The sequence below is a fragment of the Pseudomonas duriflava genome (assembly GCF_007830155.1).
GTDB classification, from domain to species: Bacteria; Pseudomonadota; Gammaproteobacteria; order Pseudomonadales; family Pseudomonadaceae; genus Chryseomonas; species Chryseomonas duriflava.
In genome coordinates this window covers 127,016-146,797 of sequence record NZ_VLKY01000011.1, presented here as the reverse complement: position 1 = coordinate 146,797, position 19,782 = coordinate 127,016, and the positions used below count along the sequence as shown (strand labels likewise).

The 19,782-nt window shown below is 51.3% G+C and carries 16 protein-coding genes and 6 pseudogenes; 5 read left to right on the top strand and 17 right to left on the bottom strand.

From position 1 onward, the window contains the following. Positions 1 to 441: 441 nt before the first annotated feature. From IQ22_RS16300 to IQ22_RS16290, 3 genes are all read right to left on the bottom strand, one after another. Positions 442 to 1,599 carry a sensor histidine kinase gene (locus IQ22_RS16300; RefSeq protein ID WP_145143890.1) on the bottom strand — a complete coding sequence of 386 codons (1,158 nt, stop codon included), beginning with the start codon at positions 1,597 to 1,599 and terminating at the stop codon, positions 442 to 444. Then, a complete protein-coding gene (locus tag IQ22_RS16295; protein WP_158635447.1) occupies positions 1,596 to 1,988 on the bottom strand; it encodes a response regulator in 393 nt (130 codons plus the stop codon). Before IQ22_RS16295 ends, IQ22_RS16300 begins: the two co-directional genes overlap by 4 nt. Before the next feature lie 464 nt (positions 1,989 to 2,452). Further along, positions 2,453 to 2,884 (bottom strand): carboxymuconolactone decarboxylase family protein, encoded by a 432-nt coding sequence (locus IQ22_RS16290; protein WP_145143886.1) that lies wholly within the window; start codon positions 2,882 to 2,884, stop codon positions 2,453 to 2,455. Positions 2,885 to 3,069: 185 nt separating this feature from the next. Here IQ22_RS16290 and pdxR point away from each other — a divergent pair. Then, positions 3,070 to 4,474 (top strand): annotated as a pseudogene (gene pdxR, locus IQ22_RS16285) (MocR-like pyridoxine biosynthesis transcription factor PdxR). 660 nt (positions 4,475 to 5,134) lie between these two features. Continuing rightward, a pseudogene (locus tag IQ22_RS16280) lies at positions 5,135 to 6,493 on the top strand (glycoside hydrolase family 5 protein); the annotation flags it as partial. A gap of 223 nt (positions 6,494 to 6,716) precedes the next feature. Here IQ22_RS16280 and IQ22_RS16275 read toward each other — a convergent pair. The 8 genes from IQ22_RS16275 to IQ22_RS16240 form a co-directional block, all read right to left on the bottom strand. Continuing rightward, positions 6,717 to 7,874, bottom strand: a complete 1,158-nt coding sequence (locus tag IQ22_RS16275; RefSeq protein WP_145143884.1) for a glutathionylspermidine synthase family protein — start codon at positions 7,872 to 7,874, stop codon at positions 6,717 to 6,719. Between the two features lie 11 nt (positions 7,875 to 7,885). Next, on the bottom strand, positions 7,886 to 8,614 hold the full coding sequence (locus IQ22_RS16270; RefSeq protein WP_145143882.1) for a DUF1190 domain-containing protein: 729 nt from the start codon (positions 8,612 to 8,614) through the stop codon (positions 7,886 to 7,888). Positions 8,615 to 8,631: 17 nt separating this feature from the next. After that, positions 8,632 to 9,057, bottom strand: a complete 426-nt coding sequence (locus tag IQ22_RS16265) for a DUF350 domain-containing protein (protein ID WP_145143880.1) — start codon at positions 9,055 to 9,057, stop codon at positions 8,632 to 8,634. 12 nt (positions 9,058 to 9,069) lie between these two features. Next, entirely contained in the window at positions 9,070 to 9,738 is a 669-nt protein-coding gene (locus IQ22_RS16260; protein ID WP_145143878.1) for a DUF2491 family protein, read from the bottom strand. A gap of 29 nt (positions 9,739 to 9,767) precedes the next feature. Further along, on the bottom strand, positions 9,768 to 10,325 hold the full coding sequence (locus IQ22_RS16255; protein WP_145143876.1) for a rhomboid family intramembrane serine protease: 558 nt from the start codon (positions 10,323 to 10,325) through the stop codon (positions 9,768 to 9,770). Positions 10,326 to 10,387: 62 nt separating this feature from the next. Further along, on the bottom strand, positions 10,388 to 11,092 hold the full coding sequence (locus IQ22_RS16250; RefSeq protein ID WP_145143874.1) for a PspA/IM30 family protein: 705 nt from the start codon (positions 11,090 to 11,092) through the stop codon (positions 10,388 to 10,390). Between the two features lie 26 nt (positions 11,093 to 11,118). Further along, positions 11,119 to 11,775, bottom strand: a complete 657-nt coding sequence (locus IQ22_RS16245) for a YjfI family protein (protein WP_425298873.1) — start codon at positions 11,773 to 11,775, stop codon at positions 11,119 to 11,121. Positions 11,776 to 12,326: 551 nt separating this feature from the next. Further along, on the bottom strand, positions 12,327 to 12,818 hold the full coding sequence (locus IQ22_RS16240) for a MarR family winged helix-turn-helix transcriptional regulator (protein WP_158635446.1): 492 nt from the start codon (positions 12,816 to 12,818) through the stop codon (positions 12,327 to 12,329). 278 nt (positions 12,819 to 13,096) lie between these two features. On the opposite strand from IQ22_RS16240, the gene IQ22_RS24165 reads away from it, so the two are divergent. Both IQ22_RS24165 and IQ22_RS16230 read left to right on the top strand, forming a co-directional pair. Then, the gene (locus IQ22_RS24165) at positions 13,097 to 13,234 is read left to right on the top strand and encodes a carboxylesterase family protein (protein ID WP_208733662.1); all 138 of its coding nucleotides are present in this window, start codon (positions 13,097 to 13,099) and stop codon (positions 13,232 to 13,234) included. Next, complete coding sequence (locus IQ22_RS16230) at positions 13,191 to 13,853, top strand: carboxylesterase family protein (protein ID WP_208733657.1); 663 nt, start codon at positions 13,191 to 13,193, stop codon at positions 13,851 to 13,853. Before IQ22_RS24165 ends, IQ22_RS16230 begins: the two co-directional genes overlap by 44 nt. A gap of 1,436 nt (positions 13,854 to 15,289) precedes the next feature. Here IQ22_RS16230 and IQ22_RS16225 read toward each other — a convergent pair. The 6 genes and pseudogenes from IQ22_RS16225 to IQ22_RS16200 form a co-directional block, all read right to left on the bottom strand. Then, complete coding sequence (locus IQ22_RS16225; RefSeq protein ID WP_145143868.1) at positions 15,290 to 15,658, bottom strand: histone-like nucleoid-structuring protein, MvaT/MvaU family; 369 nt, start codon at positions 15,656 to 15,658, stop codon at positions 15,290 to 15,292. Between the two features lie 320 nt (positions 15,659 to 15,978). Beyond that, positions 15,979 to 16,236, bottom strand: a pseudogene (locus tag IQ22_RS16220) (hydroxymethylglutaryl-CoA lyase); the annotation flags it as partial. After that, positions 16,232 to 16,690: pseudogene (locus tag IQ22_RS16215) on the bottom strand (CoA transferase); the annotation flags it as partial. The pseudogenes IQ22_RS16220 and IQ22_RS16215, both read right to left, overlap by 5 nt. A gap of 5 nt (positions 16,691 to 16,695) precedes the next feature. Continuing rightward, positions 16,696 to 16,977, bottom strand: a pseudogene (locus IQ22_RS16210) (LysE family translocator); the annotation flags it as partial. Positions 16,978 to 17,084: 107 nt separating this feature from the next. Next, a pseudogene (locus IQ22_RS16205) lies at positions 17,085 to 17,899 on the bottom strand (AraC family ligand binding domain-containing protein). A gap of 130 nt (positions 17,900 to 18,029) precedes the next feature. Beyond that, entirely contained in the window at positions 18,030 to 19,004 is a 975-nt protein-coding gene (locus IQ22_RS16200; protein ID WP_425298877.1) for a LysR family transcriptional regulator, read from the bottom strand. Positions 19,005 to 19,118: 114 nt separating this feature from the next. Here IQ22_RS16200 and IQ22_RS16195 point away from each other — a divergent pair, with 114 nt between their 5' ends. Then, on the top strand, positions 19,119 to 19,751 hold the full coding sequence (locus IQ22_RS16195; RefSeq protein ID WP_145143862.1) for an alanyl-tRNA editing protein: 633 nt from the start codon (positions 19,119 to 19,121) through the stop codon (positions 19,749 to 19,751). Positions 19,752 to 19,782 lie beyond the last annotated feature (31 nt).

Here is a 19,782-nt window from a genome sequence, read left to right as displayed (position 1 = left end):
CAAGGTAAATTAAGACTGCGACACTGAAGTAGTCAGGCCGAGACTGAGTTGCGAAAAGTAAAACGAGCCGAGGAGATGAAACAAAAAACAGAACATCAAACTGGGTATCGAAGTGACAATTGCAGAGCAGTGACTTCACTGTACGCTATTTTAAGGAAATGTATACATTTATTTTAATTTTATAATTTTTTATTTTAAAACAAATAATCACTGGACTTTATAGAAAACATATGAAGCAAAATAAGATCATTCAAAATATATTTTTATCGAATAAACAAAAGAATGACTAAATAGTAGCGCTTAGGAATTCTTCTCTTTTAGCCTTTATAATTAATATTTACTAATTAAGTTTAGTGCAGATGGTTAGCTACGGAGACTACCCGAAGGGCTTAAGGAAAGAACTCATGCAGGGTACTACTTTTAACAAGAAAACCCGTTAAATTAATCGCTATTCCTACGATTTGGAATTTTTCGTGGAAGGCGTACGGTAAAAACTATGCCCTCCTCTTTGCTAGAGGTAACAGTAATCTCACCCTCATGTGCAGTAACGATTTGCTTAACCACATAAAGACCCAATCCTAAATTTTGGGCTCTTGAAGGGGTCCGCTCACTGACTGGGCGAATGGCGAAACGCTTTACCGGGTCAAAGAAGGTTCGCAACTTAGAAGGAGGTATGACATCGCCTTCATTTTGCACCGTGTATACCACTTCATCAGGAAGGCCGTACGTCGACACTTTGACTACGCTTTCCGGCTTGCCATGCTGAAGGGCATTTGCAATCAAGTTTGAAAACGCCTGAGCAATGCGTGCCCCATCCCATACGCCTATCAAATGGCCATCTGTTGTCAGGATAATTTTACGATCTGGATGGAATGTTCGCGCTTCCTCAACAATGTTTTGACATATTTCTAACAGGTCAACTGTATGAGGATCTACCGGTATCCCATCGCCCAAATGAGACGTCGAAAAATCCAAAAGATCGCGCACAATTTTATCCATTCGTTGCGAACTGTTGAAAATACGCAACCCTACTTTTAGTGCCTTGGACGGTAGGGTTTGATCGTGAAGCAGTACCTGTGCGCCCATGGTAATTGCGCCAAGTGGCGTTCGAACATCGTGTCCAAGAATAGCAAGAAACAAGTTCTGCGCTTCGCGCAGCATCTTCGTATAGCGTACCATTGACTCAGACTGCGCCTGATCAATAGCCTCGTTGAAGCGGATCATGTCTTGTATTTCGCTGGGCGTCGTTATTTCGACACGCTTCGACCATAGTCGAAGGACACTCGAGCGAAGAGCCCTGAACTCCGCCATGACTTGGTCGCTGTTCAAACCTGATGCTACACGATGAGCCGCGTGAAGTTCCGCAGCCGTATCCTGTACTCCTATTCCTGGAGGAGCAAGACCTCTGGATTTGGCGATGCTTTCCAGCTCTCCTTGATCCGTCTCCAGATCAGCGGCAATAACCTTTAACACGGCTGCCGCATGATCGCGCAGTTCAATCTTGTCTGCGTTATGAAGAGGCTCCAACGTAGATGCGAAGCCCTCCCACTCCTGCAATATGTCTTCGAGGTTTGACAGGATAAAAATTGATAACTTCATTTGTTTTCCTGGGTACCCTCACGGCGGGATAAGAAGTTTCTAGCAAGTAACGCTTGAACCTTGCTCAGCAGACTCTCAGCCAAAAACGGTTTCTTGATGAATGCGTCATAGCTCTTTACTGTAGCGGCAACCTGGCATTGCAACGAGCCACTCATCAGTAGAATGGGGAACGGAGAACCGCTTGGTGTGGCGTTTAATCGCTGGCTCAGTTCAAGGCCAGTCAAGTCAGGCATGCAACAATCGGAAATTAGGAGGTCTGGTTGCCGCTCTTTAATTTGCAACAAGGCTTCCTCCCCACTTAATGCAGTACTCACTTCATAGCCATACGCTTCCAATAACATTGAACAGTTCTCGGCTAAGTTTGAATCGTCATCTACTATTAAAATCATTAACATCATCCTGATGTGCCAAGCTCTGTTGCTAAACGCTTTAAAAGCGGCTTAGCTGTGCGTAGCGGAAATAGACAGGTTGCGCTTTAGTGGATAAAGGACACAACGGCCCAAAGCAGCCCGGATAAGGCGTGACTTAACTAAAGGGATTTAAACAAAATAGCTCTTTTGAAGAGCGAGACGGGACGATAACACCGGCAATAAGGTACGTATTACGGTACCAAGAGAAGAGACTTAGTACCGTACAGGAAACCACCACAATGTCCATTTCTTTCTTCTTCAGCCGCCGTAAGGGACCGCTTGCAATAGGCGCAGGTGGATAATTTAAGAAAATTTCATTTGTGTATTGGCATGAACTCCCACCACTACTTTTTGCTTTTTCAAAAACTGCCTGATTGGGCATTAATCGTTTATACGAGCCCATCTCATTGGCCAGAAATGATAGGACTGCTCGCTCTGAAATATTAAAGCTGCATTCCTACAGCCAAGCGGTTGAACGCGTTCATCAATGAAACGGCAAAAGTCAGGTCAGAAATCTGCGTATCGTTGAAATGCTCTTTTAGTGGCTGATATAGCGCATCGGGCGCCCCTTGATGAGAAATATGCGTCAGAGCTTCCGCCCAGGCAAGGGCAGCTTTTTCACGCTCATCAAACTGCTCACTGATGCGCCATCCAGCCAAGCAATCCAATTTGCTTTGAGCCATCCCCGCATCACGTAGAGCTTTGGCATGCATACCTAAACAATAAGCACAGCCGTTGATCTGCGAAACACGTAAATAAATGAGTTCGACTAGCGAAGCGCCAAGGGAACTATCGGCCAAGGCCTGGCTGGTTGCTCTTAACCCTTCATAGGCTGCTGACGAAAGAGTAGTAAATGGAAGACGCAGCTGACTCATGTGATTCTCCTGCAATGAGATATGACCAGGATAGATAAGATGTTTCAGTCAATTTGGCGCTAGTTCCTGAAATAAGGGCTTTAGATCCAATTGGCTCACTCATAGATGCTCTCCGGAACCTAAGAGCACTGTAGGCATTCAATGCCATACGCTATAGAGTCAAGAAATGGATAAATGACTAGGACATGGAATCTATTACCCAACCATTAGCATGCGGCGAGACGGCACCCATCTATCGGCAGATCTATCAGCGCTTTCGTGATGCGATCATTAATGGGCAACTGCGGCCTGGTGACCGTGTTCCGTCGGTACGTGCACTTGCGGCAGAGCTGAATCTAGCCAAAGGTACGATCGAGACGGCTTATCAGATACTTATTGGCGAGGGGTATTTAACCCCTCACGGGCCCAGCAGGAACCATAGTCGCGCATGACCTAAAGCCTGCCGCACTGCCTGCTATTGCACCACCAACAAAAGAGCATTCGGCCAGGATACATACCGGTTTTTCACCACAACCCCTGCAAATGGGCTTACCTGCATTAGATGCTTTTCCACGTAAACTCTGGAACCGCCTGGCTAGTCGTACGCTACGACAGGGTGGGCTGGATGGGCTTATTTATCCTGATCCGAGTGGTCATGCGTCACTGCGCGCCGCTGTGGCTGGTTATCTAGGAATTGCGCGAGGTATTAATTGCTTGCCAGAACAGGTCTTTGTGTGCGCTGGTTATCGTGCATGCCTGGAGCTTATCTATCGCAGCCTATTGCATACCGGAGACTTGGGTTGGTTCGAGGAACCTGGTTACTTCATTGCACGCGAGTTCCTAAAAACGACTGGCCTGCAACTGGTACCGGTTCCAGTGGATACTGCCGGTCTTAATGTACAGACTGGTATGGTTCTGGCACCAGATGCACGGTTTGCAGTAGTCACTCCAAGCCACCAAAGCCCTCTAGGGATATCGCTCTCTCTATCTCGTCGTCAAGCTCTACTCGAATGGGCCTCACAGCAAAAAAGCTGGATTATCGAGGACGACTATGACGGCGAATACCGTTACCAAGGACATCCACTACCGGCACTCAAAAGTCTTGACGCCGAAGGACGAGTACTCTACATCGGAACTTTCAGCAAAGTGCTTGCGCCTGGATTGAGACTTGCTTACGTGGTTGTACCTGCAGCCCAGGCAGAACGCTTCGCCTATGTAGCCGACACCCTGTACAACCATTGCCCATATATCCTGCAGTCAACAGTCGCAGCCTTTATTGAAGAGGGGCACTTTGGGCAACATCTTAAAAAGATGCGCAGCCTTTATGCCCACCGGCGCACGCTATTGATCGAAGCACTTCTCAGCACTCTAGATGACGCTGTTCACCTTGACCCGCAAGCTGGCGGCATGCACTTATTGCTACGGCTTGCCGCCGGCTACGACGACAGGCTGATCGAAGAGCGCGCTCAAAGGGCTGGCTTGGCAGCACAAGCTCTCTCCAAATGGTACGCCACATCAGAGACTTCGTCTGGTTTGCTGTTAGGCTTTACCAATGTCGTAGACAAGATTCAGGCAGCAGATCTTGCTACGCGCTTATCCAAATGCTTTTAACAGCAACCCACTCTTTGCCCTCCATTCAATACCAGTGGAGCTTAAACCTCTGGCAGTGGCTGGCTTTATTACCGGCTCATACGGTTAAGGCTATAGGCACCCGACATTGTGTTTCATCTGGGTTAAGTAGAAGAGTAAGTAAAGAACCACAATGAAAGTGCGACCATACTCACTGGGCGCTGAGTATGCGTTTATCTTTTTTCAATTTTCATTAATAAGCGCAACGTAACACCTTTAGCCTGCTTACGATAAAGACATTAATAAGGTAGCACTACAGTATCAACATCCAAAAAATTAGTTTGCGCGTCAAATTCTCTTCACATGCCAAATATAAAGCCAATTTTTTGACCAGACTGGCTTACAGAGAATGGTAGAGGCTTCGCCTAAGCCTGCACGAATTGCTCTATAGAGTCCTCGACTGACGGTCGTTCTTTATAAAAACCATTATATATCAATAAGTTATCTAAGCAACTAAAGATAATTTTCATATCTGACTCTCTACTTTTGTTCTTTTGGCATAGAGCTTGTATTAAGGATTGCATGTGCCTGGAGGCGCTTCTAACTGTTTCTAAAACTGGAAACTTAATTTTTGGTCTGGCCTCACGCTCATGGAAAGGAGATGCCTACACCTTCTCGCGCAGTAGCACGGTGATCATAAATATGTCTATCCACTTTCCAAAGAAGTTACTAAAGAGCCTTCCAATTTTAGCGGCCCTGGCACTCGGTACTACGGCCGTACAAGCCGAGCAAGTTGATCTGGTCAGCCTGAACCTGTCGGGTGCTGGTTTTGCCCCGCATGTGCTGCCAGGCATCAACGGTACCAACTACATCTTCCCGGTGGAGTCTTATTTCCAACAGTGGAGCGCAAGGGGCATCAAGACGATGCGTTTCCCCATCATCTGGGAACGCTTGCAGCCCAAACTGGGCGGTCCGCTTGATCCGACCTACGTAGCCCTTATCGATCGCACCTTTGGTTACGCTCAAAAGCACAACGTCAAGATCATCCTGGACCTGCATAACTACGCGCGGTATCGCGGCCAGATTATTGGTACGAGCAGCGTTCCGTATGCCCGCTACCAGGAGATCATGACCAAGATCGCTCAGCAGTGGAGCAAGCAGCCAGCGCTGTATGCCTACGACATCATGAACGAGCCGAACGGTGCTCTGGCCTACTGGCCGACTGCCGCTCAGTACGGCATCAACGGCGTGCGTGCAGTAGACAAGACGCGTCCGATCATTGTTGAAGGTAATGGCTGGGCCAGTGCTACACGTTGGGCTGAGTGGAACGATTCGCTGCTGAACCTGAAGGATCCGTCCAACAACATCATCTTCTCGGCGCACTCGTACTTTGATGAAAACGCGGGCGGCAGCTACGGCGACGTTGATGTGAACAAGCTCGACGCCATGTATGGCGTCAATCGGGTCAAGCCCTTCGTTGAGTGGCTGAAGAAGCACGGCAAGCGTGGCTACATTGGTGAGTTTGGCGTACCGGATAACAACCCGCGCTGGAACCTGCTGATGGACAACATGCTGGCATACCTGAAGCAGAATTGTGTCCCTGCTTCCTACTGGGCGGCGGGCCCGGGCTGGGGCAGTTACTTCATGTCGGTTGAGCCAGTCAATGGCGTGGAGCGTCCGCAGTGGGCAACTCTGAAAAAGTATGTAGATAACACCAGCTGTTCGGCTTATGGTCCAAAGACGACGGCTACGTCGACACCTGTGGCTACAACACCGACAGTTACCTCACCGTCTACCAGCACTAGCTCGACGGTTACCAGCACGATCAATAACTTCACCAACACTGATTGGCTGAACGGCGTATATCGCAAAAAGCCCGGCTTCTCGCTTCCAGCAACTGCTGCAAACAAGACAGCATTTAAGGTAGGCGCCTCGGTGAAGATGGCTAATGGAGAGGTTCGCAAGATCACTTCTGTACAGATAGGCAATAACCTAGGTGTATATCTGGAGGGTGCTGCGGTGAATGGCTCGACTGTAGGTTATCCGAAGACGCTGACACTAGTGTCTAATTAACCACTTTCAACCTAGGCTGATGGTCGTCATCAGCCTAGGTTGGCTCCATAGCGTATTCTGAAGCGGTATCGTGTTTGACAACTAGGCGTAAGAGTCAGCCAACGCTCTGAGTCATCAGCAGTACCCCTTCCCTATTTGTATTCAGTCGGCTTTAGGCAATCCAGGCCTAGAAAATATTGTTACCTGGCCTGCCTAGTGTTATGCCATCAGATTACCCAAGCACGACATGAGGCAAGAACCGGCTCGAATCCTTGGTAATAAGGCTGTCGTCCTCACGAATCCCAATCCCTGACGCCACATCCGCCACTACCCACGAACCAACCAGGGTATAGCTATCGCCAAAGCGTGGCAGCGGCGAAAACGCCTGCAAAATATAGGGCGCATCGGTATAGGGACCGTCCTCCACTACTACCTGGTCCTTATCGGTGCGGATCTCGATATTGGCCCCTTCACGTGAAAAGAAGGGCTTACGCACCCAGCCCTTGGGCACAGGATTCTTGGGATTGCTGTCGACATAAGCCGGTAACAGGTTAGGGTGGCCCTCATTAAACTTCCATAACAGTGGAAGAATACCCTTATTGCTGATGACAGCCTTCCAGGCAGGCTCCACAAATTGCGTGTCGCAGGCCGGTACTGCTCTGCCGAACTCCTCATTGAAAATATGTTCCCAGGCATGCAGCTTGAAGAGTCGCTCGATCCAGCACCCCTCCAGATCAACGAAACGGCCCTTGGCAGTGAGACCTATGTCTTCCACATTGATATGTCGGGCGTCGATTCCAGCATGGGCAGCCATCCGACGCAGAAAATCTGTAGTACCGCGATCCTCAACCGAGCCGGACATGGCCGAAAAATAGAACGCACCTCCAACTGGAAAAGCCGCAAAAGCCCGCACTAGATCTTCGGCAATGGTGTTGAATTGGGTTGCTTCAACCGGCAGCACGCCACGCGCAATCTGGTCTTCCAACCACAGGAGTTGAATCGAACCAGCCTCGAGCAGTGACGTTGGGGTATCCATATTGGCTTCCAGCAATTTGGCTGGCCCTGTCCCGTTATAGGCGAAATCAAAACGCCCATACAAATGCGGATGACCCTGCCTCCAGGAGTTCCGGACCAGATCGAAGAACTCAGATGGGATAGCCAAGCCTGAAAGAAGCTCCTCACTGCTGACAACCCGGTCTACAACGTCCAGGCACATCTCATGCAGCTCCCGGGTTGGCTCTTCCAGATCACGGGTAATTTGCGCTTCCGTAAACTCGTAGTAGCCACGCTCATCCCAGTAACGTTCACCATCAATGGTGTGAAAGTTGAAACCCTCACGCTCTACGGTTTCGCGCCAGTTCGGGCGTTCTTCGATACTGATCTTTTTCACGGCCCCGCTCCTTAGCTACTGCTGAACCCACCACTGCTTTTGCCGCTCCAGCCGCTTCGTGCAGTCGCCTGGCTACCAAAACCTCCCCGCGAGATCGTTGACGATACAGAAGAGCCCGTGCTGCCGGAACTTCTACCCAAGCTCCTACCCAGCGTTGACGATGTATAGGAATTTGTTGGACTGGTCCGGGCTTGGGTCGAGCGACTGAAAGTCTTACCCTGCTCGATCTGGCGAGAAAGGGTCGAGTTGTAATAGTTGCCCCGATTGTCGCGCGTCCGATAGATTGGCTGCGAATAATAGTGGTTACCACCCCGACCACTGAGCATATTGCCAATCAAAAGACCCATCAGTAGATTATCGAAATGGCCACCACTATTCTGTGCAGCCACCTGATCTACGGTCTGCCTGGGCAGATCTCCAGACATGGCCAGTTCAAAGCCACCGAGCTTAGGCATGTACTTACCGTCCGATGTGACCTGGCAATAGTCGGCCACGAAGTCGGCATCACAACTGGCCTGATCATCATAGGTAGGCGCGATGCGCTTGTGGTCAGCCATGGCCTGCATGTAGGCATCAGAGCAGATATCCACCGGTATCTGGGTATCCGCGCACTCCTGAACCGTGCTGAAGGTTTTTGTCACGTTGTAGGTAGCGGTGTCATCCGCCTTATTGCCGCACGCGGCAAGTGCCAGCGGCAGGGTACTGGCCAGCACCAGTTTGACGGAACTACGGTTTCTCATCCGATTCTCCTCCTGGCTCAGGCCGACGGGGTCATGCAGGCGGAATTGATAAAGCCAATGCTGATCGCAACCGAGGCCGAGTACACGGCGGCCGCTAGTTCGCCTCGAGCGATCCGGGCCGAAAGGTCCTTTACAACAAGGCTTGTACCCAGAAAGGTCAGCAGTTGGACAATGGCGGCAATCACAACCCAGACCACAAAATCAAGCACGCTTACGCTGTAGGCGATGATGTTGCTAGCTGGCAGGGCAAAGCCGATCAGCGAACCGCCCAAGGCAATAGCCGCTGCAGTATTGCCTTCGCGGATAAGCGCGAACTCCTTATGTGGCGTAAGCCGGGTATAGATAAGCTGGAACAGAGCGAACAGGATGACGGCTACGACTATATAGACAACAAAGCCGGTGACCGCGCCGGCGTTTAGGGATATACGAAGTGCTTCTAACATAGGATTTCCTTATCAGAGGACCGACAGGTCCGTGGGTTGCAGCGTTACGCCGACTGCAGTCGACAGCGAGATGACACCCTCTTCGTCCTCCTCTACCGAGAGCAATAGAAACTCCCGACGATTGACTAGGCCGATGTCGCGTGCATACAGCATGCAATTATGCCGGATGCGATAGGATTTCTCAGGGCTCTTAACGTACTCCAGCAGAGGCGTCAGCTCCGTCTGACCATCCTCGCTCCCCCACTCGCGCCCGTACTCTTCACCGTCAAGCTCATACCGCGGCATGCCCAGCTTGGCACCGGGACCCGAAAGACGCAGCAACTCTTGCTCACTATTGATCGTGGTCACGCTGTGATAGCCAAACAAGATGATGTCCTGAATGTCGCCATTGCTTGGGCCATTCATGACTACCTGAAGAAAATAGTCCTCGTCATCCAGATAGAAGCGCAGCAGACGCATGGACTGACCCAAGTCGATATTGCCGACCGCCCAGACTTTTTCATCGCCAGGAACAGTGACATGGGAGTGGCCGTCGAGCAGCAGCTTTAGCGAGCTGTCCAGACAAATCATTCTCCCTCGCGTTAGCCCCATGGGGCTTGCATTGGTAATAGCTCCCCCTTCCGTCTTGTCATTCTTGGGAAGTGGCGCCCCCATGCCGAGCGCTCGCTTTATCCAACTCATTAAACACCTCCTATTGTGATGAGGAATCGTTAGGCCGAACCAGAAACTAGCCGTCTGGAATGCATGAGCCAGCTGGCCAACATGCCTGCGATCGCCCCCATAATGTGTGACTCAAACGAAACGCCTGGCACAGGTAAAAATCCAAAAATCAGCCCACCATAGGCCGCCAGTGCAATGGCCGCAATGAGGAGGCTTAAAAGACTGCGCTGGAACCATGCCCGTGTCAGTACGTATGTCCAGAGCCCAAAGATCAGCCCACTGGCACCCACGTGAATACTGGGTCGTCCGACCAACCAGACCAGAAAACCGCCTAGGCCTGCGATCAGGATAAAGACCCGAACGTACCGCCCCAGACCTTCACTCGACACCAGCCAACTCAGTACTACAAAGGCTGGCAAATTACTCACAAGATGCCCTACTGAGCCATGCAGAAAGGGCGCGAACACGATACCTTGAAGGCCATAGGTAGTTCGCGGGATGATGCCGTGATAGAGAAGACTGTTGGCCGTCAGCATGTTTACCAGCTGTACGCCCACCATGACGGCAGCGAGCGCAGCGATAACCTGAAAACGTTTTACTAATCGCAAAGACATATGTCCCAGGGCAGGCAAAAGGGCATCCGGTGTGACCCGCCTACCCTTCTTTACAGTTATTGCGCTGGGCCGGCGTTCTGTTTTGCCTTGAGGCGCGCCAGCACATCGGCACCGCTACCCGCTTGAGAACCTATACCAGCATCTTGCAGGCGGCGCTCCAGATCGCCGCCCTTGGCGGCACCGGCCAGCTCCTCAGCAGCCTCAAGCCTTGCGTCCTGTTCGTCCTGACGCGCCTTGATACGGGCGAGTGAATCCACTGCTGTCTCAAGCGCACCATTGGCACCGCCAGTAGCGGCTGCGGTAGCTACACGGGCCTTCTGCACAGTTTCGCGTGCTTTGGCCATTTCGATCTGCTGTTTGAGGCCTTTGATCTGCGCTTCCGCTTTAAGCACCTGCCCATGCAGGACTTCCACCTGCTTGCTGAACTGGTCAGCCAGGGCCTGCTCCTGGTTACGCTGGGCCTCGATTTCAGCCACCTTGTTGGCACATTCGGTTGCCAACGCTTCTTCGCCCTTGTTCAGCGCAGCCATAGCCTTGCCTTCCCAGTTCTGAATATCGCTATTGAAAGCGTCCAGACGCTGCAGGGAGAGCTTGTGCTTGGCCTTGATTTCGACCAAACCATTACGGGCTCTAAGAAGCGCAGCCTCGGCATCACGCACTTCCTGATCGAGGATACGAATCGCGTTCTTGTCAACAATCGCTTCGCCAACTTCAGAAGCACCACCACGAAATGCGGTCACTACTTTCTTCCAAATGCTCATTTGTTCACTCCGGTGTTACTAAGGGGTTAGGCCTTGATATGGTCTTCGAAGGCTTCGGCTGCGCGAATCACGTTTTCAGCCAGGGTGTAGATTTCCTGAACGATGACGGTCAGCGACGACGCCGCACTTAAGGCGCCAAACATGCAATAGATTTCCTGGTCATCTACCGGCTCTATCCCAACAGAGGACAGCGGAAACATATCGCGGCTGCGTAAGAGCAGACTATTGAATTCATTAACATCCTTGACCTTGGCTACCTCGAACAACGTGGCATCAACCAGGATTTGATCGCCGGACACTGCCAAATAAATAGGCAGGTCGCCAAAGTCAGTCATGGTGAGCTTGATGCTGGGTACGGCCCCCTCGGCAATAGACAGAACAATCTCGCCCCTTTCCACTACATCAAGTTCCAGCAGGGCTTTATGTAGCGAGCTGATACTCCAATTAGTGCTCTCGGTCATGAAACTCTCCAGTTTTATTTTGTCGCCCAGAAAGGGCTGCCGTAACGCTTTCTCAATACCCCGGAGGGCATTTACGTTCTCAGGAAGAATCCAGAACTCTCGCTTGACCAAGCCCGCCTCACGCAACCGCATGCGCATCTCGCGAACATAGTCAGCAGTAGTCTTGCCTTTGCCAGAACCTGTTTTAACCATGCCATCATCCGGCAATTTCTTACGAGGCATGAGACCTCCTAAAACCTTACATATAAGCAAGATAGACTCTAAACGCCAGCTTCGCAATTATTACATGTAAGAATTTATAAATCTTACATGTAATGTGAAAAGCATAGCTTGACGCTGTGGTGACGAAAGGAATATTTCTCTAGCAGTGGCACCTATCTGAGACGAAACCCTTGGAACTCATCCCTCCTTTCAATAGCTGGAAGAAAGCCTAATGGCGCCAGTAGAAGTCAAACATCTAAGGTGACTAGCTCAGTATCGCTAACAATAGCGTCTGGTATATGACGAAAGCAGGAAACGGCAGGCAGAGGCAACGGGAGAGTTACAAACTTACCCCGTTTTCAAGGTAGGGCCGGACCGGCACGGCCTTGCCCTCCGCCCCTCAAATAGGTAGGTCTTATAGGTGAAACTAACGCCGCTAGTTCGCTTATACAAAAACCTTTGCTTTACCCGCCTCTGCCTCATAAAGATAACCGCTTGACTACCAGCTTAATGACGACACAAAACAGCTATTACAAAGGAAAAAGAAAGGTTTTCTGGCAAGTATCATTAGATCAAGGCGCTGATCTGCCTGACGTATCTTCCGCTCCTGACTGCTCATTGCTTAACGTCGAATCTGTCGCATCATTAGCCAGCCCCTGCTTCATTCTAGCCAGCATATCGACCAGCAATGCTCGTTGAGCCGAGTCAAGATGCCTAAGCATCTGAGCGATGACTACTTTTCTACGACTATTGAGCAAATCATAGACCTCTTTCCCTTGAGCGGTAAGCCGCAAAAGGATTGCACGACGATCCAACGGATCGGGGCTTCGCTCAATTAATCCATGCTCTTCCAGATCCCGCACGACACGCGTGATCTGGGCCTGGTCCCTACCACTGCGCTCAATCAAATCACGCGGCCTCGCCTCAGGACGCTTTGCGACAAACGCCAACGCACGCACTTGAAAATGGGCTAGCCCTGTTGATTCCAGATGAGCAGCATCCTTCATTCGACCCTGAAAGGCGTCGGTGATATCTGCGAAAAGCTCGGCGATGCGTTCTTCCATAAAGCCTCTCATTGACGACTGCGAATTACTTGATATTGTCAATTAAACTCGATTTATGTACCTCTCACGCCGGGTGCGCTTTCGTTAAAAACTGCCTCGAGGCGCAAAAGTTGTTTTCATTAAAGTCCTAAAAACATGATCTCACTAAAACATCTATTGATAGGCCTTGCCGCAGGGGCCGCCCTGACGGGTCTTGCTTCTGTATCAGCCACTGAAACGCAAGCCTCCCTGCTCGTCAGCACTGACAGCGGCCCAGTAAAAGGAAAGATGCAGCTGGACTGCATAGTTTCAAAGGGATCCCCTTTGCCAAACCGCCCGTAGGCGATCTGCGCTGGATGCCTCCCGTGCCTGTACAGGCCTGGAAGGAACCTCTTGTTGCTAACAAGCTTGGCAATACCTGCGGACCTGATTCTTGAGAAAGGTCCAGATTACATGCCGGTTGCCCAAGTCGTCGTAGACGGACAAATCATACCCACAACCTTCAAGCAAGCCTTTACCAGCGGCCAGTTCAATCAGGTACCAGTCATCAACGGATTCAACAGCAACGAAGGAACCTTCTTCGCCGGGTTCGCCGAGTTGATGATGGGTCGGAAGATGACTATGGACGACTATAAACCAGTACTGCAGGCATTTTTGGGCAGCGAGCGTGGTGCCAAGTTGTTTGGGATCGCTCAACAAACCGTTCTTCAACAGCCCCCCCCAGAAAACGTTGGTGAGAACTACGCCAGCTTTTTCGGGCGCGCTAAATTCATCTGCCCAGTCCCGATCTCAAGCGCCATGCTGGGTAAATTTGTGCCTGTGTACACCTACGAATTTGCTGACCCCACGGCACCTCAGCTATTGAAACCCGCCTTCTTCCCCTACCTAGCGTCCCATACTGCTGAGCTGCAATATCTGTTCAAAGGCTTCCATGGCGTGACGGGCAACCAAGGCGCTTTGTCCGGCGTACAGCAGAGTCTTTCCAGCCAGATGATTAACCACTGGACGAACTTTGCCAAAACCGGCGTTCCTGGCGGAGCTAATACTCCAGCCTAGGAGCAGTACAACGTTGATAAAAAGACTATGCGCTTTTCCCCACCTCAGGGTGAAATGGTGAAAGGTGTAGCTGAAAAATATAATTGCGCTGAACCCGAGGCAACACTCATTAATTGACGACAGCACCAAGTCGCCAATCATTGCTTCTCCCTCACCAGAGGGCACCGGGATACGCCCTGAGCTTTCGAGACGGGGCGTATGCTAAGTCGCATATCGCCGATCTTTTAAAAGGCTACGGTTATTAGGCTTGGGCAGGCATTTTCAGCACTAGTTAGGTCTCAGGAAAAAGGGATTTGGATCAGTTAAAAAGAGCCGTATCTATTTATGCTATTGCCCAAGGATAAAGCCAGTCGACGCTTGTGCTCTAAGCCAACGTAACGGACACCGTTACAGACCCATAGGTAGCCCCTGTATGATCCAGCAGCTGCCTAAGCGAGGCGCAATAAAATGCCTTGGCGTGCTCTGCTGATGGCCCGCTCACGCGTTCGACCTATTCATTGTCCAGGAATGAAACGGCTTGGTTAACCGATGCTCAATGCCATGACGATGACAGACTATTTTCTCCCTGGGATTAAACACCCAGGATCCTCAGAAATTTCGAACCTATGGACTCTACCGGTCCAACTGGTTTATCAGCATTCCTGGCGGCTCTCATCGCGTGCACGAGTATTTGCAGAGTGGGCATGTCCACAGCTGGAGAGATCGACGCCCCACCCTGCTAGTGGCTAGTTTCGTTTATGTCTTTTAAACCAGCTGTCTCAGTATTGTTAAATACGAAATCCAGTTAAGACCGAACCCTGTAATAAGCTGTAATTCTGCCTGGATAATGGACGCAGTCATAGCGCATTAAAGAGAACCAGGGCACGGCTCCTTTTCTTTGAGACTACATACTGAATGTCATCACCAGACCTAAGACGCTGCTATAAACATCTGGCAAAGGACATGGGTTGAATCGTCCGGCTCTTGTAGCGACCCTCTATAGATTAGAGAGGCAGAAGCGAGAAGAATAAGATTTCTGATTCGAGTTTTGCAAAATCCTCCTATGAGTGCTAAACGCACCCGCTACTTATAAAAGAAGCTACAACACTACCGTATACCGTAAAGCGCAGCTATTGCTTCGACAGCTAAGAACCTGTCGCCTCGAAGATCAATATGCCAATCTGGGCATAAGAAGCACGGAATTTAAAGTAAAGCTCGGCCAAGAGCGCGTACAAACTGTACGCAATGGAAAACTAACTATTCAAGCTTATAGAGCGGGACAAGCGCTAGGGGTATATTGGGTTGCTACCGTGAAATGCCCCATTTTCCTTCGAAACTAAAGAGATAGCTTTTCTTTTACTTAAGTGAGATGGAGTACTGCCAAAGCATTATGGGATGCCTATAGCAGAGCCGCTCTGCATGGGCACAGAACGGCTCGCTTTAAATCATGCCAGGGCTTATTGAAGCCAGCCCTCTACAACATCAGCGCCATGCTCGGCTTTCCACGCCTTTAACACCTTGTGGTTACCACCCTTGGTTTCAATCACTTCTCCTGTCTCAGGGTGCTTATACGTTTTTACCGTACGTGTGCGACGAGAAGCTTTTTCCGGATGTGCAACCAGACCCTTAGGTTTACGAGAATAGGCAGGATCAATAATCTCGATAATATCGGCAAGATTCTTGCCGTATTCGCTCATTAACTCCTGAAGCTTGCTTTCAAACTCTATTTCACGCTGAAGCGACTCATCTTTTTTGAGTGACTCAAGAAGCTGTAGTTGAGCTCTTAATTGTTCTTCGGCAGCACGAAATTCAGCTAATTTAGACATATTTTCTCGTTAAACTGAAATAAAAGACTTGGAGATAGCGCTTTTCAAAGGGCTACCTATTGGCAGCACATTATACATACTGAAGTAACGCTGTTGACTATACAATTTAAGTATATATTTCACTTGGCTGAAGCTCGACCACTTAATACCTGTAGGCCTAAAGGCACGAGTCCACATACTCATCCTAGGTATATGGCTAACCCGGCAAAAAAGCTTGGATTAATCAAGAAAAACTTCACGAGTTTTGAGCTGCCTGCTGTATTCGTTATTCTCTATCCTAAAATAAACTTGTCTTACTTATTTGAATGCCCTTACATCCCTCATAGATTAGTGGAATAACGCCGCTCACTGGTTCCAGCCTTGATTACCTGACCTGGAACATCATGTCCGATTAAAGCTGGCAGATCACGCGCTACGCCTAACAGACGCTCTAAATCAACGCTTGTGTCATACCCCATGCGCTGAAACATATGCACCAGATCTCCAGTACAAATATTACCGCTGGCACCAGGCGCATAAGGGCATCCACCCAATCCGCCTAAGGACACATCGAAGCGGTCGATGCCAGCATTAGCTGCCGGCCGGCTCGCGGATATACCCAAAGGCATCGTACTCAGGAATCAGGCTTTCCATCATGCCGAACACTGACTCGTAGAGCGCCACGTCGATCATCTGCCCTTTCTCGCTGCGCTGCCGCTCCTGCAAGGCCAGAAGAACGCCAATGACGCCGTACAGCGAGGACAACGAATCGCCAATGCTAATGCCAACCCGTACAGGCGGCTGGCCGAGATAGCCCGACAGGTGACGCAAGCCTCCCATGGCCTCGCCGATGACACCAAATCCAGGAAAGTCACGGTAAGGGCCATCCTGCCCATAACCAGAAATACGCAGCATAATGAGACGCGGATTGATATCGGCCAGCGCTTCCCAGCCCAGCCCCCACTCCCCCAGCGTGCCGGGCCGGATGTTCTCAACCAAGACATCGGCTTCGGCAATCAACTGCCGGGCAATGCCCTGTGCTTCGGCCTGCCGTCAACCTCGATACCGGCCGCGGGGCTGCTGAATAACTGCCAGGCCAGGTAGGTCAGCCAAAGCACGCCAACTCCGGCCATGGCACGCTGAAGCAGTGGATAGCGCAGTAAAGACTCGCCCACACCGAGACCAACCGTTACCACGATGGCCGCCGCACCTGTGCAATCCCCCAGGATGATCAGTACGGCTGCGCCCCATCCATAGCGTGAGCTGTTACTGAGGACAAGAATGTTCGTTGGCCCTGGGGTAATGGACGCCACAAAGGCGAATAGAATGAATGAAAGCATCTGACTCAGACCTCCCTGCTCGCTTGACCGCACCCGCCCCCGTACTGATGAATGACATAACATCCCCTCCACCAGTGTATAGAGGGTCGATTTTGCGACGGGGCGGGTCAGACGTCTGGAAGATTTGAGCAACGCCTGCGGTAATGGGCCGGGGTCAACCCATACGTGCGGCGAAACCAACGGCCGAGATGACTTTGATCGGCAAAGCCCAGCGCTGCAGCTATATCGGCTGGCAAGTCCCCGCGTGCCAGCAAGTGCCGCGCCTTGGCCAGGCGCAACTGGATCAGATAGGCATGAGGCGCCAGACCGAATGCAGCCTTGAAGGCACGAGTCAGTCTGAAGCGATCGGTACCGGCCATACGGGCCAGATCGTCCAGCCCTACATCCTCATTAAAATGTGCATGCAGATAGCCACGAACCCGCTGCGCCAGCACGGGTAGACGGGGGTCAGGATTCAGGAGGGTCCGCCATTTCAGATGCCGGGTCAGCTGGCACAAAAGCGTATCACGTGCGGCCTGCCGAACAATTCGCAGCTCCGACTCCCTCAAAGCGCTGAAGGCCTGGGCGATAGCCTCCAGCAGGGCAGGATCATGCATCAGTACTTTAGAAAATCCTGGCTGGCAACAGGCGGGCGCATTCTCGAAAAGAGCCCGGAGCTCACGTTCGATCCAGTTCGGGTCCAGGTACAGCATCGAGTAGGTGAATCCACCCGGCGTCGGTGCATGACCATCGTGAATATCGCCCGGTTCCAACAGAAATACCTGGCCGGGTGTGCTGTGGTGCACGACTCTGCGACACTGGATTTGCTGAACGCCCTGCTCCGTGAAACCGACCAGATAGCTGTCGTGCCAGTGCGGATCATAGGCAGCCCTTCGAAATGGGCACGGATCTTCTCGATGCCCGTCTCGGCGTCCTGGGTCAGGTCAACCCATTAATAAAGGCTCATGATGATGTCCGATATAGCGCTCATGTAGAGAGAGAGTGGTCTATCCGTACACCCTATCCTAGATCCTGAGGCCGCTGATGTCTGGAAGATTTGTGCAGTCTGAAAGTTATGCGTCTTGTGCCTCGCTCCTGCCAGGCTTCGGCTTCTCATGCCATAACTCGAGACCGTCAGTTTTTCTGCCTGCCTCCAGCACGGGTTCATCCTTTAACCGCTCCACCAGAAAATCAATGAACACTTTCAATTTAGGTGGCAAATGACGCGTGGCAGGATACAGCAGCCAGGCACCGCCGCTGTAGGAGGACTGGAATGTCCAGTCGGGCAAAACCTGAACGATACTCCCTTGCTGCAAGGCATGGCGCGCCGTGAAATACGGCAAGCTGCCAATGCCGATGTGGTGGAGCACAGCATCCAACCTTGCCCCGGTATGATTGGCCGCGTACCGCCCACGCACATTGACGGTGACAGCCTTACTACCCTGCTTGAATTTCCATCGGGCATCCGCTGGTTCTTCGCCCAGGTAAATACAGCTGTGGCGAGCCAGATCACGAGGATGCAGCGGAATACCGTGCTCTGCCAGATAGTGAGGGGTCGCGCAGATCAGATGGTCGATACGCATGAGCTGCCGACCCATGAGGCCTGGTGGCGGACGATCTGTAATACGAATAACAAGATCTACTTTGTCATCGATTAGATCGACATAACGATCATCAAGCACCAGTTGCACATCTACCTGAGGGTAACGACGCAAAAATTCCGGTATATGCGGATGGATGACGAAGCGCCCTACCGCCTTGGGCACACTTAACCGAATCAGCCCTTCTGGAGCCTGATTGAATTGACCGCCGATTTCCATCACGGCACGGGCGGCGTTTACCATGTCCACGCAACGCCGGTAGACCTCTTCACCGCTCTCGCTCAGGCGGAGCTTGCGCGTAGTCCGGTGCAACAGGCGCGTCGCCAGAGCCTTTTCCAGCCGCGCCACACTGCGACTGGTTGACGACGGGGTGGTACCGAGCTGCCGGGCCGCATCAGAAAAGCTTCCAGTTTCCACGACCTTGACGAAAACCACCATTTCACCCATCAAGGCGACTGGAGTACTTGTGCTCACGGTGCAAAAATCCTTTGGTGTGTAGATGAATTATCACACGTTCGCCCTTTCCCTAGAATGTGTATTCATGCTCAAGGGGAGAAGGCAATGACTCAGCGACTGTATTACTTTTCCGATCAATTGGCGGTAGAGGTGCAGGTTATCTCCTGCCATGCACAGGACGCACTGTTTGCCATTGAGTTAGACGCGACCCCCTTTCATCCTCAGGGTGGCGGCCAGCCCAGTGATACGGGATCGCTCGGTGAGGTAGAAGTTGTTCAGGTTCGCCATGAGGAAGGCCGCATCGTCCATTATGTTACTAATGCCATCAAACCTGGCCGTACCATTGCCCAGGTTGATGAAAACCGACGTCGCCTGCATACCCATCTCCATTCAGCAGGACACCTGATCGGCCACATAGGCGAAGCGTTTGGCTGGCACCCTGTCAAGGCACATCACTGGCCTGGCGAGGGCCGCATCGAATTTATTCCTGGTCCAGAGGCACAACCGTTAGAGGCCTGGATGCTGCTAAAGCGTTTCGAGCAGTTGGTTACGGAGGACTTGCCCGTAACGATTACTCTCGACGAAGAAGGCCTGCGTGAAGTGCGTTTCGGAAGCTTTTCACCGTATGGCTGTGGAGGAACCCATGTACCTTCGCTTGGCTCGCTTAACAGCTTGAGCGAGCTAGCCCTTAAAGAGAAGAAAGGAAGGCTGTACGTTCATTATGACGTGACAGCCTGAGCCTAACTGCTTACTCGGCCAGCCATACTCC